The sequence below is a fragment of the Aliamphritea spongicola genome, from assembly GCF_017051665.1.
Lineage (GTDB): Bacteria > Pseudomonadota > Gammaproteobacteria > Pseudomonadales > Balneatricaceae > Amphritea > Amphritea spongicola.
Genome location: NZ_JAFIDL010000004.1, coordinates 281,852 through 298,556, shown reverse-complemented (window position 1 = coordinate 298,556; position 16,705 = coordinate 281,852). Strand labels below are relative to the sequence as shown.

Sequence of the window (16,705 nt, the reverse complement as noted above, 5' to 3'; positions counted from 1 at the left end):
CTTTAGTATCAGGGGTGTTTATGTTGCGTTGCAATGTCAGCGGTGTCTATGTAGAGTCCCCCGCAGATTAATAAAACTGATAATTTGGAAGTGTTATGACCCCCTTGGAGCGCTATCAGGCTGATTTGAAGCGGGAAGGTTTTAGTTACGATCCTGCCCAGGAAATGGCAGTTAAGCATTTGCAGCGGCTGTATGACGATATGGTGGCTGCGCAGCAGGAAAAACCGAAAGGTGGTTTGTTGCAGCGTCTGACCGGACGCTTTAATAAGCAACCTGTTGAGCCGGTGCAGGGGCTGTACTTTTGGGGCGGAGTAGGCCGGGGCAAAACCTATCTGATGGATACGTTTTTTGACAGCCTGCCTTTTGAAAATAAGGAACGGACCCATTTTCACCGTTTTATGCAGCGGGTTCATAAAGAGCTGCGGTTGCTGGACGGTACTCAGGATCCGCTGGTCACTATCGGTAAAAAGTTTGCGGCCGAGTTTCAGATCATTTGCTTTGATGAGTTTTTTGTTACCGACATTACGGATGCGATGATTCTGGGTGGCTTGCTGGAGCAAATGTTTGCCAACGGTGTAACACTGGTTGCTACATCCAATATTGTTCCGGATGGTCTGTACGAAAACGGTTTGCAACGTGAGCGCTTTATTCCGGCAATTAAATTGTTGAATAAGTACACTGATGTTTTGAATGTTGATGGCGGTGTGGATTACCGTTTGCGTACACTTGAGCAGGCTGAGCTTTATCATTATCCGCTGGATGATGCTGCGGATGTGAGTCTTAATACCAGTTTTGAAAATCTGGCACCGGATCTGGAAGAGGTGGTTGAGGCAGAGGTGCTGGAAATAAATGGCCGGGATATTAAGTCCAGACGCTGTTGTGAAGATGTTGTCTGGTTTGATTTTTCCGAGCTGTGCGAAGGGCCACGCAGTCAGAATGACTATATTGAGCTGGCAAAGATTTTCCATGCAGTGATGCTGAGTAATGTGCCGCAGCTGGGGCGGGCGAATGATGATGCTGCCCGCCGCTTTATCAATCTGGTGGATGAGTTCTATGACAGCGGTGTAAAACTGATTATTTCCGCTGAAGTATCCATACCGGAGATTTATACACAGGGTGGTTTGGAGTTTGAAATTGCCCGTACCCAGAGCCGTTTGCTTGAGATGCAGTCCCATGAGTATCTGGCCCGGGAGCACAAGGCCTGATTGCTTAAGAGGTTTTCTGGCGGATTGTTTAAATTAAGTGTAAATCAGGGTTGGTTTATGGAAGGCGCTGCTTTATAATGCGCGCCTCTTGTTATGGGAGTCGGCAAAATGCCGGGCGAAATAGCAGGATTATATGAAGTTGTCGGTAAGGCTCTGGCTGAGCTGGCAACCAATAATTATAAGGTCGTCGGTCTTATGAAAATAAGATTAGACTGATGTAAAGGCGAAAATATCATGAGTACATTTAGCGCAAAGCCTGCAGAGGTAAAACGCGATTGGTATGTTGTAGATGCTGAGGGTAAAACCCTGGGTCGTCTGGCTACTGAAATTGCCCGCCGTCTGCGTGGCAAGCACAAACCTGAATACACCCCTCACGTTGACACCGGTGACTACATCGTTGTTGTTAACGCTGAAAAAGTTAACGTAACCGGTAACAAGCGTAAGGATAAAACTTACTACCGTCACACTGGTTACCCTGGCGGTCTGCGGGAAACTTCTTTCGAGAAGATGGTTGAAACTCACCCAACCCGTACTATCGAACTGGCCGTTAAAGGCATGCTGCCTAAAGGTCCCCTGGGTCGTGCTATGTACACTAAAATGAAAGTGTACGCTGGTGCAGAACATCCGCATGCGGCTCAACAGCCACAAGAACTGACTATCTAAGGGGCAGTTGAATATGTCTACTACTCAGTATTACGGCACTGGCCGTCGTAAATCTTCTACCGCTCGCGTATTCCTGCGTCCGGGTACTGGTAAGATCACTGTTAACCAGCGTACTCTGGAAGAGTACTTTGGTCGTGAAACTGCCCGTATGATCGTTAAGCAGCCTCTGGAACTGACTGACAACGTTGAAAAATTCGACGTTTACGTAACAGTTAAAGGCGGTGGTAGCTTCGGTCAGGCTGGTGCTATCCGTCACGGTGTTACCCGTGCGCTGATGGACTACGATGAGACTCTGCGTCCAGAACTGCGTGCTGCCGGTTTCGTTACCCGTGATGCACGTGAAGTTGAGCGTAAGAAAGTGGGTCTGCGTAAAGCACGTAAGCGTCCACAGTTCTCCAAGCGTTAATATCGCTTCGATACGACTTTCGTATCACCAGAAAAACGCCCCGGCTCTTGCAGCCCGGGCGTTTTTTTGTGCCTGTTTTTCAATCCCTTGTGCAAGGTCAACTATAGGGGTAAAAACGCCGTTTTACGGCGGAATTACCTTGTAAGGAGCAGGGATTTTCTTTAATATTTGGCGCATTTTAAAAATCCGTTAAATCGGTATTCATTACGAGCAACCGGGCGACTTCCGCATAAGCGGGGGACGAAGGTTGAGTGAGGGGAGAAAGTCTTAATGAGTAATGACGGCGTGAATAAGGGACGGCGACGTCTCCTAGTCGGTGCCACCTCTGTTGTCGGAGCGGTGGGTGCTGTAGGAGCTGCTGTTCCGTTCGTGGCTTCATGGACGCCCAGTGCCAAAGCAAGAACGGCGGGTGCTCCAGTTAAAGTAGACGTCAGCAAGATCGAACCGGGCCAGCAGATTGTTGTCCAGTGGCGTGCCAAGCCGGTGTGGGTTGTAAGTCGTGGCGAGCAGGCACTTGAAGACCTGGCCGCGCTGGGTAACCTGACGGATCCGAATTCTGAAGTGCCGCAGCAGCCGCCGTATATTCCGCATACGCCTGCCCGTGCAATTCGTGAAGACCTGTCTGTGCTGGTAGGTATCTGTACGCACCTGGGCTGTTCACCGACATATCGTCCGGAAGTTGCGCCTGCAGATCTGGGTGATGACTGGGTCGGTGGTTTCTACTGTCCTTGTCACGGTTCCCGTTTTGATTTGTCTGGCCGCGTGTTTAACAACTCTCCTGCGCCAAGCAATCTGGTGATTCCTCCTCATAGCTATGAGGATGACAACACGCTAATCATTGGTATTGATCCGGAGACTGTGTAATGGCTGGCTCACGAAATAAGGGTAATCCAGGTTTTATCGGCTGGATTGATGATCGTTTCCCGCTGACTGCGATGTGGGATGATCACCTGGCGAAATACTACGCGCCAAAAAACTTTAACTTCTGGTACTTCTTCGGCTCACTGGCCTTACTGGTTCTGGTGAACCAGCTGTTAACCGGTATCTGGCTGACCATGAGTTACACGCCTACTGCTGACGGTGCATTTGCATCTATCGAATACATCATGCGCGATGTTGAGTACGGCTGGTTGCTGCGTTACATGCACTCTACCGGTGCCTCTGCATTCTTCGTTGTTGTATACCTGCACATGTTCCGGGGTCTGTTATACGGTTCTTACCGTAAGCCGCGTGAGCTGGTATGGATCTTCGGTATGGCGATCTACCTGGCGCTGATGGCTGAAGCCTTCATGGGCTACCTGCTGCCATGGGGTCAGATGTCTTACTGGGGTGCACAGGTAATCGTATCTCTGTTCTCTGCAGTCCCTGTTATAGGGCCGGAGCTGTCGGAGTGGATCCGTGGTGACTACGTAATTTCCGGCATTACCCTGAACCGTTTCTTCTCGCTGCACGTTGTTGCGCTGCCAATCGTCCTGCTGGGGCTGGTTGTAATGCACATCATCGCACTGCACGAAGTGGGTTCTAACAACCCTGACGGTATCGAGATCAAAGATAAGAAAGATGAGAACGGTATCCCGCTGGACGGTATCCCATTCCACCCTTACTACTCTGTTAAAGATATCGTAGGTGTTGTGGTCTTCCTGTTTGTATTCTGCATGATCATCTTCTTCTTCCCGGAGATGGGCGGTTACTTCATTGAGAAGCCTAACTTTGAGCCTGCTAACCCGCTGAAGACGCCTGAGCACATTGCTCCGGTATGGTACTTCACACCGTTCTACGCAATGCTGCGTGCGATTCCGCCTATTGCCGGTTCGCAGTTCCCGGGTGTTGTTGTGATGGGTGGCGCGATTGCAATCCTGTTTGTTCTGCCGTGGCTGGACCGCAGCCCTGTTAAGTCTATGCGTTACAAAGGCTGGTGGAGCAAAATCTGGCTGGTAATCTTCGCGATTAGCTTTGTAATTCTGGGTTACCTGGGTGTGGTTGCATCGTCTCCGGGTCGTACGCTGGTTGCGCAGATCTGTACAGCTCTGTATTTTGCGTACTTCTTCCTGATGCCGTTCTACACCAGAATGGAAAAGACTAAACCGGTACCGGAAAGGGTGACAGGCTAATGAAAAAGTTTTTTATCACATTGATGATGGTGCTGTTGCCTGTTGCCGTACAAGCGGCTGGTGCGAAGGTACCTCTGGACAATATCGACGTCGATCATACTGATAAGGCGTCACTGCAGCGCGGTATGACTACCTTTGTAAACTACTGCATGGGTTGTCACTCCGCTAATTATCAGCGTTTTGAGCGTGCAGCTACTGACCTGGAAATCCCGGTAGAGATGGTTGAAGAGAACCTGATCTTCGGTAACCAGAAGGTGGGTGAGCAAATGACTATTGCAATGTCACCGGCTGATGCAGGTAACTGGTTTGGTGCGCCACCACCGGATCTGACTCTGGAATCACGTCTGCGTGGTGATGACTGGCTGTACACGTATCTGCGTAGTTTCTACAAAGATGACAGCCGTCCCTGGGGTGTAAACAACGTTGTCTTTAAAGACGTTGGTATGCCTAACGTGCTGGAAGGTCTGCAGGGTGTTCAGTCTAACCACTGTACGCCGGAAGAGCTGTTACACCAAGAGAAGAAGATAGATCCGCTGACCGGTAAGACCATGGGTGGCTGTCTGACTCTGAGCAAGAAGGGTAGCCAGTCTGCTGAAGAGTTCGATAAGACTATCTACGATCTGGTTAACTTCATGTCTTACATGGGTAACCCTGTCATGCTGGAATCCAAGCGGATTGGTACCAATGTACTGATCTTCCTGGCGATCTTCTTCGTATTTGCTTTCGCACTGAAGAAAGAATACTGGCGCGACATTCACTAAAGCGTTTTAATAGTACGCTTTAAGGATACGCGACCCTGTTGTGGGGTCGCGTATAGTTATTTTTAGGAATCAGGAAAAGGGTGATTTAATGGGCGTAGTGGCCAAGCGTTCTTCCATGACTTTTTATTCTAATGGTACAGACCATTACAGCCATCGTGTTCGGATTGTGCTGGCAGAAAAAGGCGTGGCAGTCGAAATAAATGATTGTGATCCGAACAACTTGCCGGAAGATCTAGCATCATTGAATCCGTACAACAGCCTGCCAACTCTGCTGGACCGTGAGCTGGTGTTGTACGAGCCAAATGTGATGATGGAATATCTGGATGAGCGTTTTCCGCATCCGCCGTTGCTGCCTGTATATCCTGTAGCGCGTGCCGAAAGCCGTCTGTTTATGTACCGCATCCAGCGTGACTGGTGTTCACAGGTTGATGTCATTCTGAACAGTGAAGATATGGATCAGGTTGATGCGGCGCGTCAGCAGCTGCGTGACAGCCTGGTAACAATCTCTCCAATCTTTGGTGAGAAAGACTTCTTCATGAGTGAAGAGTTCACGCTGGTTGATTGCTGCATCGCACCGCTGTTGTGGCGTTTGGAAATTCTGGGTGTTGAATTACCGGAAGCTCAGTGTAAAGACCTGCTGGAATATATGGAGCGCCTGTTTGAGCGTGAATCTTTCCAGTTAAGCCTGTCTGAAGAAGAACGCGAAATGCGCGACTAAACTGCTAAGTATGCCAAGAGGGATTATGCTTGAGCTTAATCCCTTTTTTTGTGCCTGATTATTGGTGAGAATGAAATTATGAATCCAAGCAGACCTTACCTGGTACGTGCGTTACAGGAATGGATTTTAGATAACAGCTGTACCCCTCATCTGGCTGTCGATGCGCATATTCAGGGGGTTGTTGTACCCACTCAGTTCGTGCAGGACGGTCAGATTGTCTTAAATATATCGCCTTCTGCTGTGCAGAATCTATTTATCGATGATGAAGGTGTCAGTTTTAATGCCCGTTTCGGCGGCGTACCGATGAATGTGTATGTGCCTATGGTGGCTATTATGGCTGTCTATGCCCGTGAAAACGGACAGGGTATGGGCTTTGGTATGGAGCCGGGTGCTGAGCTGTATGCTCAGCAAACCGTTGCAGAACCTGAAATGCAGAACCCGGAGCCTGCTGAAGAGGCTGAAGAAAAGCCGAAGCGGCCGAGCCTGAAGGTCGTTAAATAAAAAGAGTTAAGTACTAAAAAGGCCGCATCAGCGGCCTTTTTTAATGGTGTATAAAGTGCAACAGATTATGCGGGAGTGTCATCAACATATTCAAAGATCTTGATGATCTTTTGGATGCCGTTAACGCGACGTACCAGATCAACCGCTTTGTCTGCTTCGTTGCGGGTAACCAGGCCCATCAGGTAAACAACGCCATTTTCGGTAACCACTTTAACGCGGGTAGCATCCACTGCTTCATCACCCAGCATGTTGGTTTTGATTTTCGCTGTGATGAATGCGTCGCTGGCGCGGGTCAGTGCTGAAGTGGGGCTCGTCAGAGTTAGCTCATTGTGAACCCGGCGGATCTTGCGAATTTGACCAACAATCTGTTCTGCTTCCAGTTTGCTGCGTTCAGAGGCTACCTGGCCACTCAGTAAGACAATACCGTTAAAGCTGGTCACACTGACATTGCTTTGCTGAAGTTCCTGTGAGCCTTTGCTGATATTCACAAGTGCTTTAACTTCGATAAGTTCATCATCAATATAGCTGCCGGTGGTACGGCTGCCGACATCCTCTTTGACCGGTTCTTCTCTTGCAGCGCCGATAAGGCTGGCGCAACCGCTGAGAATGGCACTGGATAAAATCAGGGCGATGACTCGTTTCATTTATTCTTCTCCGCCGAATAGCTGGTAATCAATAAGGTCACATAAAGCATGTAACACCAGCAGATGAGCGCCGTAAATCAGGCTATAGTCATCTGCCGGAATGCAAAACTCTACTTCATCAGGAAGTAATAGAGACTGTATGTTGTCATTAGTTCCACCGGTCAGGGCGATGACCAGCATCTCACGGTCGTGGGCTGCCTGAATTGCCTGTACCAGGTTTTGGGAGCGGCCGTCTGAAGATGCAATGATCAGGAGGTCGCCGGGTTGACCGAGTGCGCGGATTTGCTTCGAGAAAACGTCATTATAGTGGCCGTTATCACTGATGCCGGTGATTGCGCTGCCATCACTGGACAGGTTGATGGCCGGAAGTCCCGGACGCTCGTGGCGGAACTGGTTTATCAGCAATGCGCTGAAATGCTGGGTCAGGGCTGCTGAGCCGCCATTACCGCAGCATAGTATTTTATTCTCTGAAATCAGACAGTTAAGAAGGAGTTCGCCGGCGTGTGCAATCAGAGGCGTATATTCTTCGATGGTTTGAGCATTAACTTCCATAGTGTTATGAAATAGGTTAATGACGCGATCTTGAAGTACCATCGGGGCTCCTGTGTGGAAAAATGCCTCGTTTTCACGAGCTTACAATCTGAAGGCGTCTTTATACCATATGGGCGGGGAATCGCCACCCCCGTGAGCCTTTATGCTGCCTTCAAAGGCAATAACATCAAAGCGACAGTTAAGCTTACAGTATTCGGGGTGCTGACTGAGAAAAAATTCAGCACTGTGAATGATTTTTTGCTGTTTGCGTCTGTCTACTGAGGCACTGGCGCCGCCCCAGCCCTTGTGGATGCGCTTTCTGACTTCAATAAATACGAGGTTTGAGCTGTCCAGCATGATCAGGTCAATTTCACCGAAACGACAGTGAAAATTACGGCAGATCAGTTTTAATTTCTGAGTACGCAGAAAACGTTCTGCGTTTTGTTCGGCGTCCCTGCCGAGTTTTTGTCTGTCCATGACAAGTCATCCTGAAATTAAGGGATCAGCTGTGGCTGGCCGTCCTGGAAGACTGCCCAGTCTAGTTCCCGTTGTACATGATTGTTATGCTGGATAGATAAGCTGCCGGTTTCGCCATTAATTCTGGCGGAAGGTGATGCGGCCAACTGGTTCAGATAAGGGTAGAGCTGGTAAGCATCAAGGCCCAGTGCATACAGGCGTCCGAAACGGGAGTCTGTATTTTTGCCCTGTTGTGCCAGGCGGATGTGATTGTCTGATGGCGGACGCAGTAACCATGGGCTGCCGGTGAACAGGATGTTATTCAGGTCCTGGTCGCTGATCGGGTTAGGGCGGCCTGAATAAATATTGGAGGTTGCGTAAACCGGAATGTTACCTGCGTAGAAAAAGGCCAGGGTCGGTTTGATCTGACGGGCTGCCTGTGGGAGTGCGCCGAGAAAGATTGCATCGACATCCTGACGTCGACGGTCTTCAGTTTCAAATCCAGGGCCGATAATCTGGCGCAGCAGATTGCTGCGTTCTTCGCTTTCATTAATTGCCAGCAAGTCGGTTACTTTTGCTGAGTAGTCGTCTCTGTTCGCGTATTCAATCGTATCAAGTACAAGTCCGCCCAGTGCGCTGAATTCTTCCGTGAAGGCCGCAGTGGCTCGCTTACCCCACTCAGATTCGAGGGTCATTACCAGAGCTGTACGCTGGCCATCGTTCCAGGCACGACGGGCAGCCTGAATCGCTTCATCTTCAATGGCCAGGCCAAACTGATAGATGTTCGCTGCAGCGCTGTCTGCGACCACATTCAGGGTAAGGGTCGGAATCGGAGCGTTGCCGAGTGTGACCAGATCACTTACCAGCTGTTTTTCCAGTGGGCCAATTATCAGGTCGACACCTTTTTCAGCGGCAACCTGATAGAGTGCTTCCGGGCTGGTGATCTGGCTCGAGTCCAGAATGGTAATCTGCGAGGTTTTCTTGCCTTGCTGGGCGGCCTGGTAATGAGCTGCCATGAAACCGGTCATGATGGCTTCAGCTGGTTTTTGCAGTTTGCCGCTCAGAGGCAGTACCAGTGCAATATGATCACTGACAATCAGTTGGTTGTTTGCCAGTGCTGTCAGGTTGTCCGGTGCGGCAGTGTTGGCCGGGTGCGATTGCCACAGGGTTTGCCATTGCTGCAGGTTGTTGGTTTGAGTAGCCAGATCGGTTGCTGACCTTACTGCCAGAGCCAGTTCATACCAGCCCTGTTCTGTGTAGCTGTTATCAGTGGCCAGTGCGATCTGTTGCAGGGTTTGCAGGTCCAGTGCCATCAGTGCTGCCCAGATACTGTCGTGCAGGGCTTCTTTATCTTCTTCCAGTCCGAACCGTCCAAGGCGAATCAGCTGTTGAGCCTGACGTAGTTGATTGTTTTCAAGACCGTATGCTTCAGCGGCCATCTGACCCACCTGGTATTTCTGATCGGGTTGAAGCCGTGGGTCGTCAGTCGGTAGCTGCTCAAGGTAACGCAGCGCTGTTGCACCATCCTGCTGGTCCAGGGCTGCCTGGGCGCGGAGGGATGCAATATCAAATTTAAGTGTTGGGCTAAGCAGACGCAGATCGATTCCGTCGATCAGGTTTACTGCTTCATCACGGCGGTTGGCTGCAATCAGAATTCTGGCTGCTTCTGCTTTTAGGCGGGCCTGCTCGATAGGGGCTGCCTGATCAGCCTGAAGCAGAAGCTTGCTAACCTGCTGTTCGGTTGATTCAACTACTTGCGGTGTGCCAGTTGTAATGGGGCTGGTTCCGCAGCCGCCCAGTAATAGTGTTGCGCTGGTTGTTACGATTAGAGACAGACGGATTGCAAACGTCATATACTTTCACACCCTGAATAATTAATAGTCCAGAAACACATGTCTGAATCAGCGTTATATATAGTCGCGACCCCGATCGGTAATCTTGAAGATTTTACGCCCCGGGGGATCAAAACACTAAGCTCAGTCGCGTTAATCGCGGCTGAAGATACCCGACACAGTGCCAGGCTTCTGGCACATTTTAATATTAAAACGCCGATGATAGCAGTTCATGATCATAATGAACGCCAGCAGGGGCAAAAAATTATCGATTCACTGGCCCGGGGCGAAAGTGTTGCGCTGATCTCAGATGCCGGTACACCGCTGATTTCTGATCCGGGTTTTGTACTTGTGCGGGAAGTCCGGGCGGCCGGATATAAGGTTGTTCCCGTGCCGGGCTGTTGTGCCATGGTTGCGGCGCTGAGTGCAGCAGGAATCGCATCAGACCGTTTTGCCTTTGAAGGATTTGTGCCAGCCAAGTCGCAGCAGCGTTTGAGTTTTTACGAAAATCTGTCTTCTGAATCCCGAAGTCTGATTTTTTATGAGTCCCCCCATCGCATTGAGGCCAGTCTTGAAGCGATTGTGAGCGCTTTCGGTGCAGAGCGGCCGGTAGTGATTGCCCGTGAGCTGACAAAAACGTTTGAGACCTTTCTGTCCGGTTCAGCAGAGGAGGTACTACAGCAAGTTCAGGCAGATCATAACCAGCGTAAAGGTGAGTTTGTAGTTATTGTTCAGGGGGCGCCCCAGGCCGACGCCGGTTTGCTGGATGCTGAGGCAACACGGGTGCTGGATATTCTTCTTGAAGACCTGTCTGTAAAGCAGGCCTCGGCTCTGGCTGCCAAGATTACAGGTGTGAAGAAGAAGGTGCTCTATCAGGCTGCGCTGGAAAAGAAAGCAGGCTGAATACGTATAACTTTGCTAATAGTCTTAGCAATTCGATGGTTGTTTGTGGCTCGTAATTATCAGTTTTCCGCAGGGCAGTAAAACTGTTTCATACAGGTGGACTGACAAAGTTTGTAATTTTCTTGTATCTGCCGGTTTTCTTGGTATCCTTGCCGCCGAGAGTTCACCAGACAATCGTCGCTGGCGTTAGCCAGGGGAGGAAAGTCCGGGCTCCATAGGATAGGGTGCCAGGTAACGCCTGGGGGGCGAAAGCCTACGGAAAGTGCAGCAGAGAGCAGACCGCCTAAGCTCAGCAATGAGCCGGTAAGGGTGAAAGGGTGCGGTAAGAGCGCACCGCGTGGGTGGTAACACATCACGGCATGGTAAACCCCACTCGGAGCAAGACCAAATAGGAATCCTTTAAGGTGTGATCCGCACTGGATTCGGGTAGGTCGCTTGAGGCCTGTGGTGACGCAGGTCCTAGATGAATGATTGTCCACGACAGAACCCGGCTTATCGGTGAGCTCTCATTTTATTTCCATATGCTTTTAGTGGGTTTACATGCCTGCTAAAGCGTATAGGAAAACTCTTACCTGTAGCCGTATGTGCCATATTCCCCATCATTCAGATGTTTTTTTACTGTTTGTTTAACAGTCTGCCATGTAAGTAATAACATTCTCTGTTAGATCTTCCTTTCGTTGCTGAGCGGCCTGTCTGTCGGTCAGAATGTCACCATTTTAGGTTTTGAAGTGCTTTCAGCAGCCCTTGTAGTACGTTTTTTGTGCCTATAATGATTTTTCTATCATTATGATTTTCTTTATTTTTTAGGAGAGTTCCCCCCTTAGCCGTCGCAGGTTTTGTGTGTGGAGTCACAGGAAGACTATGAAAATACAGCAAAAGATCGTGGTAATCCCTTTAGCGGTTATGCTGTTGGTCAGTACCTTTACAATTTTTACCATTGAACAGTATCTCCAGTCCCATCTGATGGAACGTAATATTAAGGAACTGAGGCTGCTGGCGACAGCGTCACTGGAGTCAGTAAGGACAGTGGAGGCGCTTGAGTCTGTGTTGGATGGGCATCCGGATACCCGAATGCCGCAGACGGAGACTCATGCTGGCGGGCACAGTGAAGACCACATTATTATGGCGTTTCAGCGACTGGCGGAAAATTTTGCCCATGCTGGTGATTTTCGGGTGACATATTTTGATGCAGCCGGGAAGGTGCTGGGCGATTCTGACAGTACTCTTGATCAGCTGAAGTATGTAGAAAACCATGCTGACAGACCGGAGGTGAAGGCGGCACTTAAAGTTGGAATGGGAATGTCTGAACGTTACAGCGATATGCTGGAAACGAATATGATGTTTGTCGCTGTTCGTGCTAATGAAGCAAATTATACGGATGAGCATTCCTATGTGGTTCATCCAATCATTGCCCGTGTGGCCCGTTCGCAGGATTCGGTCAGTGAAGCATTGCATGAACTTCGCGAAGCGCTTGTGTTTACCGGTGTTATTAGCCTTGTGGTTGTATTGTTCCTGGGGATATTAGGTGCCAGAGTGCTGAATAAGGCTGTGAATACTGAACACCAGTTACTGGAAAGGCGGGTTCAGGATCGAACGACAGAGATTCAGATGTTGCAAACCCTCGGCGGATTGCTCAATGCATGTTCTACGCTGGAAGAAGCCGGTGAGGTAATGAACAGTGTGATTCCTAAACTGTTACCTGAATTCAGGGGCAGCATTTCGATCATTAAATCTTCGCGAAACCGGCTGGACCGGATTACTGAGTGGGGTGGTGAATGGCCGGGTGCTGACCGGTTTTCTCCCGGTGAATGCTGGGCGCTGCGTAAAGGGCATCAGCATCTTGCGGTAGAGCATGGAATTGAAACCTATTGTCGTCACTGGCTGGAAATACCTGAAAAGCAACAGACGCTCTGTATTCCGCTTTTAGCCCAGGGAGAGACGATCGGTATTCTGCATTTTGTTCTTCCTCCGGAAACTGAGGCTGACCGTTTTCAGGGAATGTGGAGTGCAGTCTCAGAACAGATTGGATTGACGCTGGCGAATATTCAGCTGAGGGACAGTCTGCGTGAGCAGGCTATCCGCGATCCTCTCACCGGCTTGTTTAACCGCCGTTATATGCTGGAAGCACTTGATCAGGCCCATAGCCGTGCAGAGCGCACGGGCACTGATATTGCTGTAATGATGATCGATCTGGATCACTTTAAGCTCTTTAACGATAACTTCGGGCATGATGCAGGGGATCATGTTTTGAAAGCTGTTTCTCAGGCGCTGAAGGATTCGTTACGGCAGGAAGATATTGCGTGCCGGTACGGGGGTGAAGAGTTTTGTGTCGTTTGTCCGTCGACAAGTGAGGTTCAGGCAAGACAGATTGCCGAGCGTATCTGTAAGAGTATCCGCAAGCTGGAGTTGAGTATGAATCAGCTTTCTTTAGGTACGGTGACGACGTCGATAGGTATAGCGGTTTATCCACAGCACGGTGCAGCAATGGATGATGTTATCCGGGTTGCGGATGAGGCGCTTTATGCTGCCAAGCAAAACGGTCGTGACCGTGCGGAAGTCGCTGTCTTACCGGATGCCGGCGTCAGTGAACAACCTGCTGAGCCTGCCACAAAGGTATAAGCGGTTTTCGGTATCAGTTTTCCTCCCCGGAACTCCGGATAATAATTTGTCGGTAAATTTTTGCTGAATATTCCCGGGCTTAAGCTGGCACTGTTGAGCTGTTATCGTTAGCATGTGAGCTAATTTACAGTTACCGCTTTAACTTAGGCCTGAAACGGGCTTACCGGATAAGAATCTTCACATCATGAGCTATCAGGTTCTGGCGCGAAAATGGCGCCCTGCTACATTCCAGGAAATGGTTGGCCAGGAGCACGTGCTTAAAGCACTGGTAAACGCGCTCGACGATGACCGGTTGCACCATGCTTATCTGTTCACAGGCACCCGCGGGGTGGGTAAAACCTCTATCGCGCGCCTGTTTGCCAAATCGCTGAACTGTGCCAATGGTGTGTCTTCTTCTCCTTGTGGAGTGTGTGCGCCCTGTCAGGAAATCAGCGAAGGACGTTTTGTTGACCTGATTGAGGTGGATGCGGCGTCACGTACCAAGGTTGAAGATACCCGTGAGTTGCTGGAAAACGTTCAGTATGCGCCGACCCACGGTCGTTATAAGGTTTACCTCATCGATGAGGTGCACATGCTGTCGACGCACTCTTTCAATGCGTTGTTAAAGACACTGGAAGAGCCTCCTCCACATGTTAAGTTTCTGCTGGCTACCACGGATCCGCAGAAACTGCCGGTGACAATCCTGTCCCGTTGTTTACAGTTTAATCTGAAGAACATGATTCCTGAGCGGATCGTTGATCATCTTCGGCATGTTTTAACCCAGGAATCCATTAAGTTTGAAGAGCCTGCGCTGTGGTTGCTTGCTCGCTCTGCTGACGGCTCTATGCGGGATGCAATGAGTCTGACGGATCAGGCGATTGCTTTTGGTGCTGGTGAAATTAATGAAGCAGATGCCCGCTCAATGCTGGGCACCATTGATCAGCGTCTGGTATACCGTTTGCTCGATAGCCTGGTGGCGCAGAATGCAAAGGATATGCTGGCGACGGTGAGCGATCTGGCGCAGTTTTCACCGGATTACAATACCGTGTTAGGGGATCTGATCAGCCTGCTGCACCGGATAGCACTGGGGCAGGTGATGCCGGATGCCGTTGATAATGGAATGGGTGATCGGGATCAGGTGCTTGAACTGGCACGGCAGTTGTCTGCTGAAGATGTACAGCTGTATTACCAGGTTGCTTTGTTGGGCCGTAAAGATCTGCCCTATGTGCCGGATGCCCGTGAAGGTCTGGAAATGGTTATGTTGCGGATGCTGGCATTCCGTCCGGCGTCTGCGCCACCGCGAAGTGGCGATAAGCCGCAGTCAGCCTCTGCTGTTTCTGATGGTGAGGCCGAACCGGCGGCAGATACTCAGAACAGTTCACAGTCCACTGCTCCGGCTGCTTCTCCAGTGGTTGAAAATGTGGCAGCACCGGCCGTGGAACAAACTGCTGAAGCCGTGCCAGCTCCACCTGTTATTCCGGCTGCTGGGCCTGCTGAAGCTCCTGCAGTTGCTGCACAACCAGAGGTTCCTGTTCAGAGACCTCAGCCGGTTACAGAACCCCCTGTAACATCCCTTGTACAGGAGCAGGTTCAGGAAGCTGAGCCGCCAGTTGCAGCTGAGCCAGTCCAGCAGCCTGTTACTGAGACCGTTCCAGTTGCTCAGGAGCCTGTGGCAGTACAGCCTCAGCAATCGGCGCCTGTTCATGATGTACCGCCGTGGGAAGAGCCGCCGGCATATGATGAGTCTTATTTCTCAGGTGCACCGCAGGAGGCGTCTGAACCGTCAAAAAAGCCTGAAGAGATGAATCAGCCATCGGCAGCGGTGGCTCAGAGTGCTGCTGTGGCTGAACAGCCGGCACCTGCAGTGACTGCTGCTCCGACGAACGTAGCGGACGGTTATATTGCCGAGCCTGTCGCGGAAAAAATCTCGCAGCAACTGGCTGAGCTGGATGTGTCTCAGTGGGTACTGCTGGTGGATGAACTTGGCTTGTCGGGCATGACCTATATGATTGCTGCGAATACCTCGCTGGAAGCTGTCAGTGAAGGTGTGTTCAGATTCCACTATGCTGATGAACAGAGAAATATTCTCAATGAAGTTCATACTGACCGTATTTCTGCAGCGCTGAGCGATTATTTTCAGCAACCACTTCAGGTAGAATTCGAACTGGGAATCTTTAGCCGGGAAACGCCGAGTCTGTATCGTTCGCGCAAAAAGTCAGAGCGACTGGCGCAGGCCGTTACTGCGATCGAAACCGATGCGACGGTTCAGGCAATTATTGAGCGTTTTGGCGGGCGGATTGATATTTCCTCCGTTGCCCCCATTGATGCACCGGTAACTCTGCATTAATTAAAAAATCACAGTTTTTACTTAGTTGGCACCTGTGCTGCCGACGACAGATAGACAAATATCGAGGTTTATTATGATGAAAGGTGGAATGGGCAACCTGATGAAACAGGCCCAGAAAATGCAGGAAGAACTGCAAAAAGCCCAGGAAGAAGTCGCCAAAGCGGAAGTTAACGGTGAGTCAGGTGCCGGCATGGTGAAGATCGTTATGAATGGTCGTCATGATGTAAAACGGGTTGAAATTGGTGACAGCCTGATGGAAGAAGATAAAGAAATTCTGGAAGACCTGATTGCGGCTGCGGTGAATGATGCGGTACGTAAAGTTGAGTCTGCCAACCAGGAGCGTATGGCCAAAGTAACCGGTGGTATGGGTATGCCACCAGGCTTCAATATGCCGTTCTAAGGGGCGTTTATGTCATTCAGTCCGTTGATTCAGTCGCTGGTTGAAGCATTTCGTTGCTTGCCGGGTGTCGGGCCGAAAACCGCCCAGCGTATGGCGTTTCATATGCTTGAGCGTGACCGGGAAGGTGGTATTAAACTGTCTGAAACGTTACAGCAAGCTATCGAAAATGTGGGTCGCTGCAGCCGCTGCCGGACGTTATCAGAGCATGAGTTGTGTGAAATCTGTGATGACAGCAGCCGTGACAGCACCAAACTCTGTATCCTTGAAACGCCGGTGGATGTGCTGGCGGTGGAGCAGACCGGCGGTTTCAATGGTCACTACTTCGTGCTGATGGGGCATTTGTCCCCGATTGACGGAATTGGCCCTCAGGATCTGGGGCTCGATGTTTTGCTTGAGCAGATTGACGGTGCCGGAATTGAAGAAATTATTCTGGCAACCAATCCGACGGTCGAAGGGGAAGCGACCGCTCACTATATCGCTGAGCAGGTTAAGGATATGGGGATCAAAGTCACCCGTATTGCTCACGGAGTGCCGGTGGGTGGTGAACTTGAATTTGTTGATGGTGGTACTCTGGCGCATGCGTTGGCAGGTCGCCGTTCACTTCTCTGAGAAGCCTTTTGCAGGAACTG

At 50.3% G+C, this 16,705-nt stretch carries 17 protein-coding genes and 1 other RNA gene; 14 read left to right on the top strand and 4 right to left on the bottom strand.

The genetic code is table 11. The features are described from left to right. Positions 1-95 precede the first annotated feature (95 nt). The 8 genes from zapE (at position 96) to JYB63_RS14795 (ending at position 6,365) form a co-directional block, all read left to right on the top strand. The gene (gene zapE, locus JYB63_RS14830; RefSeq protein ID WP_205658669.1) at positions 96-1,205 is read left to right on the top strand and encodes a cell division protein ZapE; all 1,110 of its coding nucleotides are present in this window, start codon (positions 96-98) and stop codon (positions 1,203-1,205) included. A 234-nt stretch (positions 1,206-1,439) separates the two neighbouring features. Next, entirely contained in the window at positions 1,440-1,868 is a 429-nt protein-coding gene (rplM, locus tag JYB63_RS14825) for a 50S ribosomal protein L13 (RefSeq protein WP_205658668.1), read from the top strand. A gap of 13 nt (positions 1,869-1,881) precedes the next feature. Next, positions 1,882-2,274 (top strand): 30S ribosomal protein S9, encoded by a 393-nt coding sequence (rpsI, locus tag JYB63_RS14820; protein ID WP_205658667.1) that lies wholly within the window; start codon positions 1,882-1,884, stop codon positions 2,272-2,274. A gap of 270 nt (positions 2,275-2,544) precedes the next feature. Then, on the top strand, positions 2,545-3,138 hold the full coding sequence (gene petA / locus JYB63_RS14815) for a ubiquinol-cytochrome c reductase iron-sulfur subunit (protein WP_205658666.1): 594 nt from the start codon (positions 2,545-2,547) through the stop codon (positions 3,136-3,138). Next, the gene (locus tag JYB63_RS14810; protein WP_205658665.1) at positions 3,138-4,385 is read left to right on the top strand and encodes a cytochrome b; all 1,248 of its coding nucleotides are present in this window, start codon (positions 3,138-3,140) and stop codon (positions 4,383-4,385) included. The genes petA and JYB63_RS14810 overlap by 1 nt, the downstream gene beginning before the upstream one ends. After that, on the top strand, positions 4,385-5,146 hold the full coding sequence (locus tag JYB63_RS14805; protein WP_205658664.1) for a cytochrome c1: 762 nt from the start codon (positions 4,385-4,387) through the stop codon (positions 5,144-5,146). The genes JYB63_RS14810 and JYB63_RS14805 overlap by 1 nt, the downstream gene beginning before the upstream one ends. 88 nt (positions 5,147-5,234) lie before the next feature. Beyond that, entirely contained in the window at positions 5,235-5,864 is a 630-nt protein-coding gene (gene sspA / locus JYB63_RS14800; protein WP_205658663.1) for a stringent starvation protein SspA, read from the top strand. Between the two features lie 78 nt (positions 5,865-5,942). Next, the gene (locus JYB63_RS14795; protein ID WP_205658662.1) at positions 5,943-6,365 is read left to right on the top strand and encodes a ClpXP protease specificity-enhancing factor; all 423 of its coding nucleotides are present in this window, start codon (positions 5,943-5,945) and stop codon (positions 6,363-6,365) included. Positions 6,366-6,430: 65 nt separating this feature from the next. On the opposite strand, the gene JYB63_RS14790 is transcribed toward JYB63_RS14795, so the two are convergent. The 4 genes from JYB63_RS14790 to JYB63_RS14775 are packed head-to-tail and all read right to left on the bottom strand — an operon-like array spanning position 6,431 to position 9,849. Beyond that, positions 6,431-7,009, bottom strand: a complete 579-nt coding sequence (locus tag JYB63_RS14790) for a BON domain-containing protein (RefSeq protein WP_205658661.1) — start codon at positions 7,007-7,009, stop codon at positions 6,431-6,433. Continuing rightward, on the bottom strand, positions 7,010-7,603 hold the full coding sequence (locus JYB63_RS14785; RefSeq protein ID WP_205658660.1) for an SIS domain-containing protein: 594 nt from the start codon (positions 7,601-7,603) through the stop codon (positions 7,010-7,012). Between the two features lie 39 nt (positions 7,604-7,642). Then, the gene (locus tag JYB63_RS14780; protein ID WP_205658659.1) at positions 7,643-8,017 is read right to left on the bottom strand and encodes a YraN family protein; all 375 of its coding nucleotides are present in this window, start codon (positions 8,015-8,017) and stop codon (positions 7,643-7,645) included. Between the two features lie 17 nt (positions 8,018-8,034). Next, complete coding sequence (locus JYB63_RS14775) at positions 8,035-9,849, bottom strand: penicillin-binding protein activator (protein WP_205658658.1); 1,815 nt, start codon at positions 9,847-9,849, stop codon at positions 8,035-8,037. 39 nt (positions 9,850-9,888) lie between these two features. Between JYB63_RS14775 and rsmI the strand changes: the two genes are divergently transcribed. The 6 genes from rsmI (at position 9,889) to recR (ending at position 16,685) form a co-directional block, all read left to right on the top strand. Beyond that, a complete protein-coding gene (rsmI, locus tag JYB63_RS14770; protein ID WP_205658657.1) occupies positions 9,889-10,731 on the top strand; it encodes a 16S rRNA (cytidine(1402)-2'-O)-methyltransferase in 843 nt (280 codons plus the stop codon). Positions 10,732-10,889: 158 nt separating this feature from the next. Beyond that, an RNA gene (rnpB, locus tag JYB63_RS14765) (RNase P RNA component class A) lies at positions 10,890-11,242 on the top strand. A 350-nt stretch (positions 11,243-11,592) separates the two neighbouring features. Next, positions 11,593-13,350, top strand: a complete 1,758-nt coding sequence (locus tag JYB63_RS14760) for a sensor domain-containing diguanylate cyclase (RefSeq protein WP_205658656.1) — start codon at positions 11,593-11,595, stop codon at positions 13,348-13,350. 184 nt (positions 13,351-13,534) lie between these two features. Then, on the top strand, positions 13,535-15,676 hold the full coding sequence (gene dnaX, locus JYB63_RS14755) for a DNA polymerase III subunit gamma/tau (protein ID WP_205658655.1): 2,142 nt from the start codon (positions 13,535-13,537) through the stop codon (positions 15,674-15,676). A 73-nt stretch (positions 15,677-15,749) separates the two neighbouring features. Beyond that, complete coding sequence (locus tag JYB63_RS14750) at positions 15,750-16,076, top strand: YbaB/EbfC family nucleoid-associated protein (protein WP_205658654.1); 327 nt, start codon at positions 15,750-15,752, stop codon at positions 16,074-16,076. Between the two features lie 9 nt (positions 16,077-16,085). Then, positions 16,086-16,685, top strand: a complete 600-nt coding sequence (gene recR / locus JYB63_RS14745) for a recombination mediator RecR (RefSeq protein WP_205658653.1) — start codon at positions 16,086-16,088, stop codon at positions 16,683-16,685. Positions 16,686-16,705: the final 20 nt, after the last annotated feature.

Excerpts from the sequence above, each read along its gene's own strand:
- zapE (WP_205658669.1), top strand. The coding sequence starts at position 96 with ATGACCCCCTTGGAGCGCTATCAGGCTGATTTGAAGCGGGAAGGTTTT.
- rplM (WP_205658668.1), top strand. The coding sequence starts at position 1,440 with ATGAGTACATTTAGCGCAAAGCCTGCAGAGGTAAAACGCGATTGGTAT.
- rpsI (WP_205658667.1), top strand. The coding sequence starts at position 1,882 with ATGTCTACTACTCAGTATTACGGCACTGGCCGTCGTAAATCTTCTACC.
- petA (WP_205658666.1), top strand. The coding sequence starts at position 2,545 with ATGAGTAATGACGGCGTGAATAAGGGACGGCGACGTCTCCTAGTCGGT.
- JYB63_RS14810 (WP_205658665.1), top strand. The coding sequence starts at position 3,138 with ATGGCTGGCTCACGAAATAAGGGTAATCCAGGTTTTATCGGCTGGATT.
- JYB63_RS14805 (WP_205658664.1), top strand. The coding sequence starts at position 4,385 with ATGAAAAAGTTTTTTATCACATTGATGATGGTGCTGTTGCCTGTTGCC.
- sspA (WP_205658663.1), top strand. The coding sequence starts at position 5,235 with ATGGGCGTAGTGGCCAAGCGTTCTTCCATGACTTTTTATTCTAATGGT.
- JYB63_RS14795 (WP_205658662.1), top strand. The coding sequence starts at position 5,943 with ATGAATCCAAGCAGACCTTACCTGGTACGTGCGTTACAGGAATGGATT.
- JYB63_RS14790 (WP_205658661.1), bottom strand. The coding sequence starts at position 7,009 with ATGAAACGAGTCATCGCCCTGATTTTATCCAGTGCCATTCTCAGCGGT.
- JYB63_RS14785 (WP_205658660.1), bottom strand. The coding sequence starts at position 7,603 with ATGGTACTTCAAGATCGCGTCATTAACCTATTTCATAACACTATGGAA.
- JYB63_RS14780 (WP_205658659.1), bottom strand. The coding sequence starts at position 8,017 with ATGGACAGACAAAAACTCGGCAGGGACGCCGAACAAAACGCAGAACGT.
- JYB63_RS14775 (WP_205658658.1), bottom strand. The coding sequence starts at position 9,849 with ATGACGTTTGCAATCCGTCTGTCTCTAATCGTAACAACCAGCGCAACA.
- rsmI (WP_205658657.1), top strand. The coding sequence starts at position 9,889 with ATGTCTGAATCAGCGTTATATATAGTCGCGACCCCGATCGGTAATCTT.
- JYB63_RS14760 (WP_205658656.1), top strand. The coding sequence starts at position 11,593 with ATGAAAATACAGCAAAAGATCGTGGTAATCCCTTTAGCGGTTATGCTG.
- dnaX (WP_205658655.1), top strand. The coding sequence starts at position 13,535 with ATGAGCTATCAGGTTCTGGCGCGAAAATGGCGCCCTGCTACATTCCAG.
- JYB63_RS14750 (WP_205658654.1), top strand. The coding sequence starts at position 15,750 with ATGATGAAAGGTGGAATGGGCAACCTGATGAAACAGGCCCAGAAAATG.
- recR (WP_205658653.1), top strand. The coding sequence starts at position 16,086 with ATGTCATTCAGTCCGTTGATTCAGTCGCTGGTTGAAGCATTTCGTTGC.